The 13,364-nt window shown below is 33.8% G+C and carries 11 protein-coding genes and 1 other annotated feature; of the genes, 4 read left to right on the top strand and 7 right to left on the bottom strand.

The features are described 5' to 3' along the window. Nucleotides 1-1,518, bottom strand: coding sequence for an HNH endonuclease family protein (locus tag FHL05_RS05745; protein ID WP_162000228.1), 1,518 nt, complete (start codon nucleotides 1,516-1,518; stop codon nucleotides 1-3). Between the two features lie 572 nt (nucleotides 1,519-2,090). On the opposite strand from FHL05_RS05745, the gene FHL05_RS05740 reads away from it, so the two are divergent. Both FHL05_RS05740 and FHL05_RS05735 read left to right on the top strand, forming a co-directional pair. Next, nucleotides 2,091-2,498, top strand: coding sequence for a (deoxy)nucleoside triphosphate pyrophosphohydrolase (locus FHL05_RS05740; RefSeq protein ID WP_153522243.1), 408 nt, complete (start codon nucleotides 2,091-2,093; stop codon nucleotides 2,496-2,498). Next, a complete protein-coding gene (locus tag FHL05_RS05735; protein ID WP_153385635.1) occupies nucleotides 2,488-5,376 on the top strand; it encodes a DEAD/DEAH box helicase in 2,889 nt (962 codons plus the stop codon). Before FHL05_RS05740 ends, FHL05_RS05735 begins: the two co-directional genes overlap by 11 nt. A 39-nt stretch (nucleotides 5,377-5,415) precedes the next feature. Here the strand turns inward: FHL05_RS05735 and FHL05_RS05730 are convergent, their stop codons facing one another. Further along, nucleotides 5,416-5,925: a DUF4258 domain-containing protein gene (locus FHL05_RS05730; RefSeq protein ID WP_153385634.1), complete on the bottom strand. Its 510-nt coding sequence runs from the start codon at nucleotides 5,923-5,925 to the stop codon at nucleotides 5,416-5,418. Nucleotides 5,926-6,111: 186 nt separating this feature from the next. After that, nucleotides 6,112-6,366, top strand: a binding site (T-box leader). Between the two features lie 90 nt (nucleotides 6,367-6,456). Here FHL05_RS05730 and asnA point away from each other — a divergent pair. Beyond that, entirely contained in the window at nucleotides 6,457-7,464 is a 1,008-nt protein-coding gene (gene asnA, locus FHL05_RS05725) for an aspartate--ammonia ligase (RefSeq protein WP_153385633.1), read from the top strand. A gap of 169 nt (nucleotides 7,465-7,633) precedes the next feature. Here asnA and FHL05_RS05720 read toward each other — a convergent pair whose 3' ends face one another. From FHL05_RS05720 to FHL05_RS12700, 5 genes are all read right to left on the bottom strand, one after another. Beyond that, nucleotides 7,634-8,770 carry a hypothetical protein gene (locus FHL05_RS05720; protein ID WP_153522241.1) on the bottom strand — a complete coding sequence of 379 codons (1,137 nt, stop codon included), beginning with the start codon at nucleotides 8,768-8,770 and terminating at the stop codon, nucleotides 7,634-7,636. Nucleotides 8,771-8,927: 157 nt separating this feature from the next. After that, entirely contained in the window at nucleotides 8,928-9,662 is a 735-nt protein-coding gene (locus FHL05_RS05715; protein ID WP_153385631.1) for a LiaF transmembrane domain-containing protein, read from the bottom strand. A gap of 2 nt (nucleotides 9,663-9,664) precedes the next feature. Further along, complete coding sequence (locus FHL05_RS12760) at nucleotides 9,665-10,117, bottom strand: LytTR family transcriptional regulator DNA-binding domain-containing protein (RefSeq protein ID WP_162000227.1); 453 nt, start codon at nucleotides 10,115-10,117, stop codon at nucleotides 9,665-9,667. Nucleotides 10,118-10,286: 169 nt separating this feature from the next. After that, entirely contained in the window at nucleotides 10,287-11,915 is a 1,629-nt protein-coding gene (locus FHL05_RS05705; protein ID WP_153522239.1) for an alpha-galactosidase, read from the bottom strand. After that, complete coding sequence (locus FHL05_RS12700; RefSeq protein ID WP_153522237.1) at nucleotides 11,869-12,474, bottom strand: glycoside hydrolase family 36 N-terminal domain-containing protein; 606 nt, start codon at nucleotides 12,472-12,474, stop codon at nucleotides 11,869-11,871. The genes FHL05_RS05705 and FHL05_RS12700 overlap by 47 nt, the downstream gene beginning before the upstream one ends. A 126-nt stretch (nucleotides 12,475-12,600) precedes the next feature. Here FHL05_RS12700 and FHL05_RS05695 point away from each other — a divergent pair, with 126 nt between their 5' ends. Further along, a complete protein-coding gene (locus FHL05_RS05695; protein ID WP_153522235.1) occupies nucleotides 12,601-13,299 on the top strand; it encodes a Bax inhibitor-1 family protein in 699 nt (232 codons plus the stop codon). The last annotated feature ends 65 nt before the right edge of the window (nucleotides 13,300-13,364 follow it).

Here is a 13,364-nt window from a genome sequence, read left to right as displayed (position 1 = left end):
TTAATTTAAAGCTTTTATTATTGCATCTGCCATTCTATTTGAACGTTCATCTATTTCAGACTCAGTCCATTTGGAATTCTTAGCAATTACTTTGTTTTCTGGCAAAGCACTATCTTTGTAAGATATAGCCTTAGCACTAAATTCTGCATTTTTGACTCTACGATTATCTGAATCCAACCATAATGTTAAATTACCAATTGAATAAGTATATCTTTCCCTGACGTCATCTTCAGGGAACCACTTGATCCATTGGCTATTAGCTTTGGGATTTTGAGGCATAATATGTTCGACATCATTATTTTCAGAACTAACTTCTAGCTCCCCTTTTTTAAGCCCATAATTATAGGTTCTTCTTAAGATATAAGAAATTTTTCTATTTTGAACTATATTTTTCCTTAAAATAGCTTTCTTTAACTCACCATCATCAATGAATAACTTCGAAATTGCTTCAATAATACTATTAACCGCAATATCATCGTTATATACATTTTTAGCTAAGTCTGCAAATTTCTTCTCAATCGTATTTGCTTTTCTCTCATCAAAATAAAAATTCTTAATTGTTAATTTTAATACAGCATCAAGAACGCTATTTACCTCAGCTAAATCAAAATTTTTCATAAGCATGGCTAATATAATGGGCCTGTGCTGCCTCATACCAAATAAAGATATGTGATCTGATAAACTCCTAAATTTTTTCAGAACATTTTTATCTGGATGTTCCATTTGACTAGGATTACATATTTCAGAAAAATATTCTGATGCTATTTTTAATTTTCTCAACAATTCCTTCATTTCAGAAGCTGAATCTTTATCTACATCCTTATACAAATTATCTAATAGTTTACTTGATGTGGTTTTACCAGCAAATAAAGTCGCAACTGATATTAAGAATGAATTAGTGCTTAGATCACTCAAGTTAAAGTCAATTTGATTCCAATTGTTCTTAACTTCATCTTCACCTAAACACTTAACCAAATCATTTTTTAATACATAATACTTTTCAATACTCTTTCCGGTATTATTTAATGATTCAAACATACTTAACGCAATTTCTTCAGTATCAGCTATAAATTCAACTAAAAAAGTTTTATCAGTTATTGAAGTACTTAAATCAATCAAATCGACATTACTATTGTCCTTAATGAAATCATCTAATAAATCATTTATGTAAACAATATTTACAGCCATATTCTTTTTATTACCATATAGTTTATTGGTATTTAATACGGTTGAGATATTTTTACTAATATCAAAATCCTTTTCCGTGATTTTATAAAAGAAATCATCATCATCTTCAGAGTCAAACTTTAATTTCTTTTGTGATTTTATTTTACGTAAAGCATCTTCTTTATAAAAATAAGAGCTGTGTATCTGATTTGCGGCATCAACTTTTCCATTTCTATAAATTTTTTGAGCTATAACAGCCAAGATGAGCATACATGTTACAGTTCTTTGCTGACCATCAAATATTCTAAGATCCCCATTATCATCCTTAGAAAATGTAAAAAAGTTAAGCATATGCATTTCTTCACTGTAGTTTCATATAAAGAGGTTAAATCTTTAAATAATCTTGAAACTTCTTGCTTACGCCATTCATATTTCCTTTGAGAAAATGGAATTGTATATATATTTCCCGTTTCTATTTTTAAGTAACTATCTAAATTTTTTGTATAAGCATGAATTAAATTCTCTAAACTAGACATATTTTTATCCCCAAAAGCTCTATTACAATTAGTTTTCAGAATTGACGAGCTAAATTTGTATATTTTATATTATTATTTTTCACTTATATAATATGATCTTACAAAATACGGCGTGAGACAAGGGATTTAGGGCCTTAAATTTAGGTATTAAGGAAATATTATTAAAAATAATTTTCGTAAGTATCCATATTTCATGAATTCATCAATTTCTATCTTAAAAATTATTCTGTGATTTCACTGTATCGTTAATAATGCAAAAACCTCAAGTTCAATGTGAGCTTGAGGTTTTTGCATATTTTAACTTTTATTTATTCTGATTTCTAAAGCTGTTTTCTTCACTTTTGATATACTTGAGTTATTGAATAATCATTAATTAGGAGTGGTCGTATGAGTAAAATTCAAGTTGTTGGGGCAATTATTATTAAAGACCGTAAATTACTTGCCGCCCAACGTGCATCTAATCGGGTTTTAGGTGGGTACTGGGAATTTCCTGGCGGTAAAATTGAACCATCAGAAACTCCTAAGGAAGCTATGGCTCGTGAGCTTCAAGAGGAATTTGGTGCAAAAGCAACTGTGTTTGATAAATTTTCAATCGATGGAATCGCTGAATTAAAATTTGGTGAGGTCGTACTACATTGTTATTATGTCCGCTTGGATAGTGATATTACTAAAACTATCGCTCATGATGAATTACGTTGGGTTTCTCCAAGGGAGGCTCTTGAACTATCATGGGCTCCAAGTGACGTTTCTGTAATTAAAGCATTGGCAAAGACTGGTTTTAACTATGAATACTGATAAGGAAATTTCTAAAGGTCTTAATTTCGGATTCATTGATAATTCGACACAAGCATTAGAGCAATATCAGCCGGCACTAGTTACTAACCACAATGGTACTATCTTGGACACGTTAGAAGAAGAACTTCGTAGTGCCAAATCTTTTCGTATCGCCGTCGCATTCGTTACTTTAGGCGGTTTATTAGATCTAAAAAGTACATTAGCTGATATATCAACCCATGGAATAAAGGGTCAACTAATTACCTCAACTTATTTGGAATTTAATAATCCTGATGTTTTTGACGATTTATTGCACATTCCAAATCTAGACGTACGAGTCCTCGAGCAAAGCGGATTTCATACCAAAGCTTATTATTTCAATCATGCAGAATATGAAAGTATTCTTATTGGAAGCGCCAATTTAACTCAAAATGCTTTGAAGAAAAATTTTGAATGGAATTTACGAGTAACTTCTACTGACCAAGGAGATATTGTTCATGATGTCAAAAGAGAATTAGACAGCCTTTGGAATCAAGCAATTCCATTAACACCAAGTTGGATAAATAACTATCGAGATAATTGGCAACCTAGAACTTACACATTATCACCAACTACTACAAAAGTTTCTGAGCCAAGTGGAATTACTCCAAATGATATGCAAAAGCCTGCTTTAGAAGCGTTAAAGCATCTTCGTGAAAAAGAACATGCTAAAAAAGGATTAGTTGTGGCCGCAACAGGTACTGGTAAAACTTACTTAGCTGCGTTTGATGTTCAACAATGTAATCCTAAAAAGGTTTTATTTGTTGTTCACAGAGAACAAATCCTTCGTAAAGCAATGACTAGTTTTCAGGAAATTCTAGGCGGTGCTAATAGTGATTATGGCATTCTAAGCGGTGGCCAAAAAGATTTGGATGCTCGCTACCTCTTTGCAACAGTTAATATGATTTCTAAAGATTCAATTTGTAAACAACTGGGAGCAACAAGATTTGATTATATTATTATCGATGAGGCTCACCGTGTTAGTCAAAATCTACCTGGTAAAAAACAAAGTATGTATCAAAAGTTAATGGATTTTTACAAGCCTAAATTTATGCTTGGCATGACGGCTACACCTGAACGAACTGACGGAACAAATGTTTATGCTTATTTTAATTATCATTTAGCATACGAAATCTCTTTATTAGATTCACTCGATAACGATTTGTTGACACCTTTTCACTATATTGGAGTAACTGATTATGAAAAAGATGGTCAAATTATAGATGACAAAACTACTCTACGTTACCTTGTTTCCGATGAACGTGTGGATTATATAATTGCTAAAGCTAAATATTATGGTCCTCGAGATGACAATGTTCATGGATTAATATTTGTTAGTCGTGTCGAAGAAGGACGTGAATTGGAAACCAAGCTTAATCTTCGTGGAATTAGAACAAAGTTTGTATCAGCTATTGATACAGTCCAGACTAGAGAAAATGCTGTTAGCCAGTTAACTGATGGTGAACTACAATACATTATTACAGTCGATATTTTTAATGAGGGTGTCGATATACCCTGTCTAAATCAAATCGTCATGATGCGTCCTACTAAATCTAGTATCATTTTCTTACAACAACTTGGTCGAGGTTTACGAAAATACGTAGGAAAAGAATCTGTTACAATTTTAGATTTCATTGGAAATTATGATGAAAATTATATGATCCCAATGGCATTTGATCGTTCTCACACAAGTAATAAAGAAAAAATTCGAAAACAAATTATCAGTCCCAGTATTTCTGGTGTTTCGACAATAAATTTTGAAGAAATTGCCCGAAAACGTGTTTTAAAAGCTGTTTCTAATGTTCGTTTAAACGAAATGAAAAGATTTAAAAATGCGTACAACAATCTTAAAGATAAAATTGGATTACGCCCACCTATGTTGGTTGATTTTTACAAAATGGGAAATATTGCTGTACCAGATATAATACGAAAATTTGATAGTTTGTATTATATGCAAGTAAAATTTGAAAATAATCCTATTGATTCACTTAATGAAGAACAATCCATCTTTTTAAAATTTATTTCTAAAGAAATAACCGTATCTAAGCGTCCCTTGGAAGCCTTGATACTAAGGGATTTATTAAATAATACCTTCTTAACCGATGAAAGCATTATTTCAGAACTTAAATCAAAAAATATTTTCTTTGATGGCGACTCATTAAATAATGCTGAAAGAATTCTTAACTTAGAGTACTTCATGAAGAAAAATCAAAAGAAATATGGTCAAATCTCAATAATCAACCGCGATAATCATTGTTGGAAATTTACTCCTAAATTTGAATCTGCTTTAAAGTCAAAAGCATTTACCAAGTACTTTATTGACGCTATTGATGTTAATCTTTTGGAACTTAACAAAAAAGATACTGCCTACATAAAACGATTCAAAATTGGAGAAAAATATTATCGATCCGATGTCATTAAATTATTGAATTGGGAAAATGAACAAAATCCTCAAAATGTCGGTGGTTACATCATGCGTCCTGATGGTAAATTTCTTCCTGTATTTATAGCATTGGAAAAAACTGAAAAGTTCTCAAATAAATTAGCATATGAGGATGCTTTTCTTGATCGTTCAACCATGCGTTGGTTTTCAAAAAGCGGTCGTTCCACCTCAAGCGCTACCGAACATAAAGTAATTGAACATAAAGAATTCGGTATGATTCAACTATTTGTTAAGAAATCTGATGACGATAAGCGTGAGGGCAATGATTTTTACTATTTGGGTTCTGCTAAAGTTCTTACAGCCGAAAATACAACCGCAAAAAATACTGATGGAAAAATAACTAAACTAATTGAATTTACCATCAGATTAGAACATGAAGTCAATTTAAGTTTATATAGAGCTTTAACAGAAGAATAAATCAAGCAAAACTGGTTAGTAATTATTAGCCAGTTTTTATTATTCCTTCAGTCCTTCAATATCACCAATCAGAGCCTTACTAGTCTCAATTCGTGAATTAATTTTTTTCAAGGAACGGATATATTTCTTTAGCAAAACTTCAGATTTAGGATGATTTTGAAAAGCTTGAAATGATAATTGTAAATCGATCATCATCCCATCTAAATCATTTCGCAATCGAATTTTTTCCTCTGCAACAATTTTATCCAATGACGGTTGCAGTTTATCTACTGTATCCTTACTCAATCCATTTGTTTTATTAAATGGATTATACGGATAAGCCGTAATAATAGTAAAATTTTCAACATTTAAAACTACTAATACATCACCCTTTTTAAAAATTTGAACAGATTTATCAGACTCTTCATCAGAATATTGAAAAAAGGTTGCTTCACTTAAAAAATTTGATACCCAACCTCTAATTTGAGTTGAGGAAATATTAAAGCGAGTGTGAATTCTTTTAGCCGCATGTTTAGTAATCGTATATTTCTGTGAATTAGATACTCCCATACCAGTCTGGTCCTTTATTTGAAGTTGAATTCATTATATCATTTAACACGAACGTATGTTCTTTTTTAAACAATTTATTTTCTTTTTTCTTCATTAAGAGCCGTCTCATAAAGAATGCCAAAATTAATAAAAATCAAATTTAATTATTTACATTTTTGTAAAACATGCTAATATAGGTGTCACAAGATAAAAACGACAAGAAAGAAGAGTAAGTTTTTTCACACTGACAGTGAGTTGGGAATGGTGAGAACCCAATTAGTAAATGGAATTTCTGAAAAACACTTTCTTATGTTTCTGGCTAAAATGACTTTTGTCAAAGTAAGTACAGACGTTAACCGGTACGTTACCAACGGTGGAGCATGTTAGTGCTCTTATTGAGGTGGTCTATTTTTTTAAATAGGCAACTTGGGTGGTACCGCGAAAAAGTCTTTCGTCCCAGTTATTATTAATTTAATAACTGAGATGAAAGACTTTTTTTATTTTGCTATGAATATGGTTGACCAAAGGTCGGCAAAAATGGAGGAAAATACTATGAACCTAATTATACCTAAGGACTACGATCCAAAACTATCTGTTAAAGAAACACAAAAAGCTATCCAATACATCCGTGAAACTTTCCAAGATGAATTTGGTAAGGAACTTAATTTATCACGCTTGTCAGCACCAATGATGGTCGAAAAAGGTACTGGTTTGAATGATAACCTAAACGGTGTCGAATCACCTGTTTCCTTCACCATGAAAGGAATTCCCGGCGAAACTATTGAAATCGTCCATTCTCTAGCTAAATGGAAACGTCTTGCCTTGAAACGTTATCACTTTGATATGCACGAAGGCATTTACACAAACATGAACGCCATCAGAAAAGATGAAGATCTCGACAACATCCACTCAATTTACGTTGACCAATGGGATTGGGAAAAAATTATTGCTAAGGATGAAAGAACAACCGCAACACTCGAAAGTACTGTTAAACAAATTTTCAAAGTTATCAAACACATGGAACACGAAGTTTGGTATAAATTTCCTAAAGCCGTTCACCATCTACCTGATGAGATTAAGTTCGTTACAACTCAAGAACTAGAAGACCGTTGGCCCGATAAGACACCTAAGGAACGTGAAGATGCTATCTGTAAAGAACTTGGCTGCGTCTTCTTAATGCAAATCGGTGGACCTATGAAGAGTGGTAAACGTCACGACGGCCGTGCCCCTGATTATGATGACTGGAAATTAAACGGTGATATCTTGTTCTGGTATGAACCTCTCCAACACGCCCTAGAAATTTCAAGTATGGGTATTCGTGTCAGTGAAGAATCAATGAAGAAACAATTGAAGATGGCACATGCTGAAGATCGTGCGACATTGCCATTCCACAAAATGTTACTAGCTGGCGAACTACCATACACAATTGGTGGTGGTATCGGACAATCACGTCTTTGCATGTTGTTATTAGGCAAAGCTCACGTTGGTGAAGTCCAAGCTGCAGTTTGGCCACAAGACTTACGTGATAAATGCGATGCTAACGGTATTCACTTACTATAAAATTTAATGTTTTCAAAAAAACAATAGATAATATGTTATCTCCTAACAATATAGGCTTTTAAATTTAAAGGCATGATTCAGGTGTTCAATCTGAATCATGCCTTTTTTTGCAATTTTATTTTCTGTCGTTTAGAACCATTTTCATTAGTATATATTCTTTCAAAAATCTCTAGTAATTTGCTATGAATCTATTTTTGCTTTTTTTAATAATACCCTCATGTTCTAAAATTCCATATATTTCATCGACTCTTTTTTCAAGCCCATTTATATCATATTCAAATTTTTTATTGAGCATTTTTAACAATCTAATCACAGTTTCTTGGGGAATAATCGTTTTTCCATTAGTAACGGATCCACCATCAAACATTCCATTAATAATCAAAGCATCCATATCACAATTACTTTCAATACAATATTTTTCAGTTACGTCATTATGATGGATAAGTACCTGGTTAAATGTCACTTTTGCATTATCGATAGTTCGTTTTTTTAGTGTGAATATTGTTGTTTCTTTATTATCTGATTTTCTTTCAAAATTTTTTTGCTCGTTAAACCAATCATTATTATTTAACCATATTTTCTGGCGTTCTATTCGTATTATTTCTTGTTCTTCATTATATTTTTTCTTAATTACCTGTTCTTTTAAATATTGAATACCTTCAGTAGTCTTTAACCACTTTTGATGCTTTTGTTCCTTAACTTTTTCTAGAATTCGATTAAACTCTTTAATCATCTTGTTCTCATCTTCGCGATAAATAGGCAATCCTTCACGACTAAATTCTTTCAGATATTCCATCCTTTCTTTTGAAAAAAGAATATCCAACATTCTATTCTTTTTAAGAAACTCATATGGTTCTGTGGGAAAGAATACATCTCCATCAACTCGAATCACTATTTCATCTAAACCACGATCAATTTTATGCTTTTCTTTCCTTATATCTTGCAACACATTTGATCCAATGCCAGCTTCTTGTTCTAAATGGTTTTTACCAAAACACTTTATTTCTTGATTGTTTTTTGACTTGCAAACATAGAGATATTTAACTCCTCGTCCACATGAACAATGTAAATTAGATTCATTTGGATTAGATTGGTTAAAGTTCCAATTAATCTTTTCTTCTAAAAATTTCCATTCTGTTCCTGTTTTATTGAATTGATTCAGTAACATCGAATTAACTTTATATCTCTTATATTGTTCAATAGTTTGTTTTTGAGATTCTGTTAACTTCTTAATAATCTCTGCTCTTTGAACTTTCGTTAAATGGCCATAACTGTAATCTGTATTGATAGGTTCCAACATTTCCATCTGACTTATTTTCCTTTACTAGATGTTTTTGAATAGTTTGATGATAAATGAATTATCTATTATTCTAAAAAAACTAGCAACAAAATCTAGCAATTATAAATTTAAAAATTCCCCTAAAATATCTCAAAAGGGACATCAAAGAGGAAATTTCCTACCATTAAATATAAGTAATCTTCAAATTAGCCAAGGAAACCAATCCCTGCACAGTAACATTAGGACTATCAACATCAACTTTTCTAACACCATTTTCGGAGATATTGCTCAAATTATTATCCAGTCCATTGATGATATTCCAATCACGCGGTACGTATAACTCGGCTGCACCTAAGGAAACGTTGACGTTGATAACTGCTGTATCTTGGACGTTGACGTGTTCAAAATAAATTTTAGCGTTGCCCATTTCGACATTGATATCAGCACTCTTAAAGTCATTTGATTCCACATATCGCGTGCTATTGCCCATTTTGACATCCACTTCAACATCGGGGTCATCGACTGTTTTTACATCGGAGTTAAAATCACCTTTGCCGTTCCATTGATATTTATACTTATAAATTTTTTTCATCCAGGGGCGGTGCCTAGCTAAAAAAGGGCGAAAAATCAGCGACAATCCAATTGAAATCAGTAATGCGGCACCAAGAATCGTCCAAGCACTCAAACTAGCGATTCCTAATGGTTTAGCATAAAGAATTGCTAAAAACGCTAGGGAGAAGACTGTTCCAGAAACGGAAAAATACGTCAGACTCTTAATCAAGAACGCTACCAAAATAATGGTTGCGACAATCGTCCAAAAAGTAAATGTGTAGGTCAATAAATGCAACTGGCTGACGATTAAAATAGCTGCACTTACTAGTAGAAATAAACCCCAAAAGATTCGACTTCTATTTCTCATCTTTAAACCCTCTTTCGATTTAATTTATTTTTCAAATTTTTTAAAAATCTTCGCGAAACATAAAGCGTCTTGTACGTATTTTTAAAATGTATCAGATTCCCAGTCACTGAACTGGTTAAGGACAAGATTTCATCTACATTTAAAATAGAAGATTTTGAAACTCGCAAAAAGTTATCTGGCAGGTTCTCCTCCAATTCGTACAAACGATAGTGAATCAAAAAGGCATTGTCGATCGTGTGCGCATAAACATTACGATCATTGGTTTCAAAGAACAGAATATCCTTTAATTCCAAAGAATAAGCTGTCTCACCAATAAATCCAGTCAGCTGATTGAATTTACTCGCGATATTTTGCAAAGTATTAACTATTTCATCCACTTCAGCATCTTTTTTATTAGCTTTGATAACTATTTCTTTTTCGGGATATCCTGCAGAAATATCCAACCTGATTTTCACGACCAACGCCACCTTTCGTTAAAAGTATTACACCACATTCCAGTAACTCTGTATAGCTTATTTGCCTAAGCGGTCAAACTAAAATCCCAAGTGGTAAAAAATAGACCTAGCATCAGAATTGACTGCTAGATCTATTCGCTGAACAACTGTGGTCCAGCTATCTTCAAATTTAAACTTCTTTAATATAGATTTGTTGTGAAGGATAATCACCCTTGAACCGACCTAACTTCAAGCCAGCATTCATCAAGGCTGCTCCAGAATAAATTTCTCCATTAACTTCATAATTGTCAGATGCCTCGAGTCCCCGTAATTGAACGTAGACAAATGAAGCATTGGCGACAACATTCGTGACTACAACAGTCAAGAAACTCTCCGACTTATCTTTAGAGACGACTTGCCAAGCGACTAAATCATTTGAGCGGTCAAATGGACTAGCTAAACGATAATAATCCCCATTACACGTCATGTCTTGGACTTTCTTATAAAGTTTGGTGTATTTCTTAGCTTGTTCTTTTTGCTCGTCGCTAAATTTAGTGATGTCCAATTCATAGCCGAAGGTTCCACACATCGCTACAGCTGCCCGAGTTGAAAATGGCGTTACACGACCGTTTTGTTGATTAGGACTGTCGGAAATATGTGAACCCATGGCAGAAACTGGATAGAAGAAACTAGTTCCGTATTGGATGCCAAGACGATTGATTGGATCAGTGTTATCAGATGTCCAAATTTGTGGTTCATATGATAACATCCCTAAATCAAATCTAGCACCGCCAGCTGAACAGCCTTCAATCAAAACGTCAGGGTACTTTCTCGTTACTCGACCGAACAATTCGTACAAGCCAAGGATATAACGGTGTTGCAATTCGCCTTGACGGCCCTTAGTCAAGTTCTTTGAGTACCAATCAGTGATGGGACGATTCATATCCCACTTGATATAGCTAACATTGGCGCTGTCCAAAACAGCTGAGATACGTTCGAATAAGTAATCACGAACTTCCTCTCTAGACAGGTCGAGGACTAGTTGATTCCGGTCCAACAAGGCTTTACGTTGTGGGAAGTTCAAAGCCCAATCTGGGTGGTGACGATAGAGTTCACTATCTTCACTGATCATTTCCGGTTCGAACCACATACCAAAGTCGAGCCCCATAGCGTTTATCTTCTTAACTAATTCATTGAGACTGCAACCAAGCTTCTTTTCATTGACGAACCAGTCGCCCAAAGCTCGATTATCATCGTAACGATTGCCGAACCAGCCGTCATCCATTACGAACAAGTCAGCGCCGATACCTTTAGCAGCCTTAGCAATCTGCAAAAGCTTCTTGCCAGTGAAATCAAATTCAGTAGCTTCCCAGTTGTTGACTAAAACTGGCCGTCTAGCTTTTTCATACTTGCTGCGACAGAGGTTATTACGAATAACATCGTGGAAATTATGCGATAAGTTCGTCATCCCATAACCTGAGAAACTCATGACAGCTTCTGGACTTTCGAATAGTTCACCCGGCTCTAATTTCCATGAAAATTGGTCATCGCCTAAGCCTAAAGTGACACGACTTTGCCCCAAAGCTCCTTGTTCAGCAGTGGCCCGAAAGTTTCCACTATAAACCAAATTAAAACCGTAGCAATAACCGTCAGTTTCATTAGTGTTCTTGCCAACCAACAAGAACCCGGGATTTTCTTTTGAGCTAGAAACTCCGTAATTAGAACCAAAACTTGTTACATTATGCGATAGTGGCAAACGTTCATAATTACGTTCAGCACCCCAACGTCCATGAAAGTGGACTAAATCCGTACTGTCCAAAAATTAAATCCAAAGACATTGATTGCATCTTGTGAATCTTGATTGGTTTCTTGCCTAAATTGCTCATTCTTGCCGCTCTAGTAATAACGTCGTTATTGCCGAAGACGCCATAGAACAATTCAACTTCGATGCCAGTCAAATCATCGACTAAAGTAATTTTTAAAGTTTGAGCTTCGCCATTATTAGCATAAAATGTTGGTAATTTTTCAAGACTATATTTACCATTGATTACTTCGAAGTTCTTATATTTCAAATCAACAACTCGAGTACCGTCGTAATTTTCCAAGTCTAAGGCAACGCTACCTAAATCGCCAGTACCGACTGTTGGATATTCTTGAGATAACAAGGTCAATGAGCCAACTCTGTTTTTGGCTTCGTGAGGGTACGGTACATAATGCGATGGTCCGTTATACATTAGATACGATAAATCTTGATGGTCAATTCTCTTCCCATAATAAATGTGATAAAGATGATCAAATTTTCCTACTTTCATTTGATAAGTAGTGTTCTTAGTTTGCAACGTAAAAAGTTTTTTCTTCTTATCAACTAGAATTGTCATCAATACGATACTCCTTTCTGTTACACTTCGATGATAAACTAAAAAACGTTTAATGGTAAAGATTAGGCGAGAAATGTTATTATATTGTACAATAAATGTTAGATATTAAAATGAGGAGGAATATAAATGCAATCTATAGATAAAGTAAAATCTGCAGGTTTGGCTAAGTTCACTTCCCTAGTTTATCTTTACACTGGGTTAGGAATTGCCTTTTGGATGATTTGCGCCCAAGCAATTGCCAAGAATACTGGCCTTTCGATGGCCTTATTCCAAGGCATGGCAAATCACCGAATTATTTCGATGATTTTAATGATTGGTGTGCCAATCGCCTTCATTAGTTTATGTGGAAGATTCGCAGCAAGATCATACTTCTTAACTTTTATTAGTTATTTAGGATTCTTGTTTGCCCTATCGTTTATCGGTGTACCAATCTTTTACATTTATTCTGCTAAGAGTATTATTCAAACATTAACCGTGACATCAGCTATCTTCGTGGTTTCCGCAGTAGTTGGTTTCACAATGAAAAAGGATTTAACGAAGTGGAGCAGAACTTTGATGATTGGACTTATTTCAATTATCGTTGTTGAAGCTTTAAATATTTTCTTATTTAAGAGTGCTCCATTGATGATGTTTATCAGTGCCGCAATCATCATTATCTTCTTGTTCTACATTGCTTTTGATTCACAAAATATCAAACGGATTTATCAAAACAATGCTGGTTCTGAAAGTCTTGGCGCTATTGCCTTGTTTGCTTCAGTCAACCTCGTACTTGACTTCATTAACTTGTTCTTGAGTATCTTGCAATTGTTTGGCGATAGCAATTAGAAAATTTAAAAGTCCTGCTGGAATTATTAAAAATTTCAGCAGGACTTTTTTCTTTGACTTGGGTC

Source organism: Companilactobacillus halodurans, assembly GCF_009600995.1.
Taxonomy (GTDB): domain Bacteria; phylum Bacillota; class Bacilli; order Lactobacillales; family Lactobacillaceae; genus Companilactobacillus; species Companilactobacillus halodurans.
This window is presented reverse-complemented; position numbering and strand designations above follow the sequence as displayed.

Excerpts from the sequence above, each read along its gene's own strand:
- FHL05_RS05745 (WP_162000228.1), bottom strand. The coding sequence starts at position 1,518 with ATGCTTAACTTTTTTACATTTTCTAAGGATGATAATGGGGATCTTAGA.
- FHL05_RS05740 (WP_153522243.1), top strand. The coding sequence starts at position 2,091 with ATGAGTAAAATTCAAGTTGTTGGGGCAATTATTATTAAAGACCGTAAA.
- FHL05_RS05735 (WP_153385635.1), top strand. The coding sequence starts at position 2,488 with ATGAATACTGATAAGGAAATTTCTAAAGGTCTTAATTTCGGATTCATT.
- FHL05_RS05730 (WP_153385634.1), bottom strand. The coding sequence starts at position 5,925 with ATGGGAGTATCTAATTCACAGAAATATACGATTACTAAACATGCGGCT.
- asnA (WP_153385633.1), top strand. The coding sequence starts at position 6,457 with ATGAACCTAATTATACCTAAGGACTACGATCCAAAACTATCTGTTAAA.
- FHL05_RS05720 (WP_153522241.1), bottom strand. The coding sequence starts at position 8,770 with ATGGAAATGTTGGAACCTATCAATACAGATTACAGTTATGGCCATTTA.
- FHL05_RS05715 (WP_153385631.1), bottom strand. The coding sequence starts at position 9,662 with ATGAGAAATAGAAGTCGAATCTTTTGGGGTTTATTTCTACTAGTAAGT.
- FHL05_RS12700 (WP_153522237.1), bottom strand. The coding sequence starts at position 12,474 with ATGACAATTCTAGTTGATAAGAAGAAAAAACTTTTTACGTTGCAAACT.
- FHL05_RS05695 (WP_153522235.1), top strand. The coding sequence starts at position 12,601 with ATGCAATCTATAGATAAAGTAAAATCTGCAGGTTTGGCTAAGTTCACT.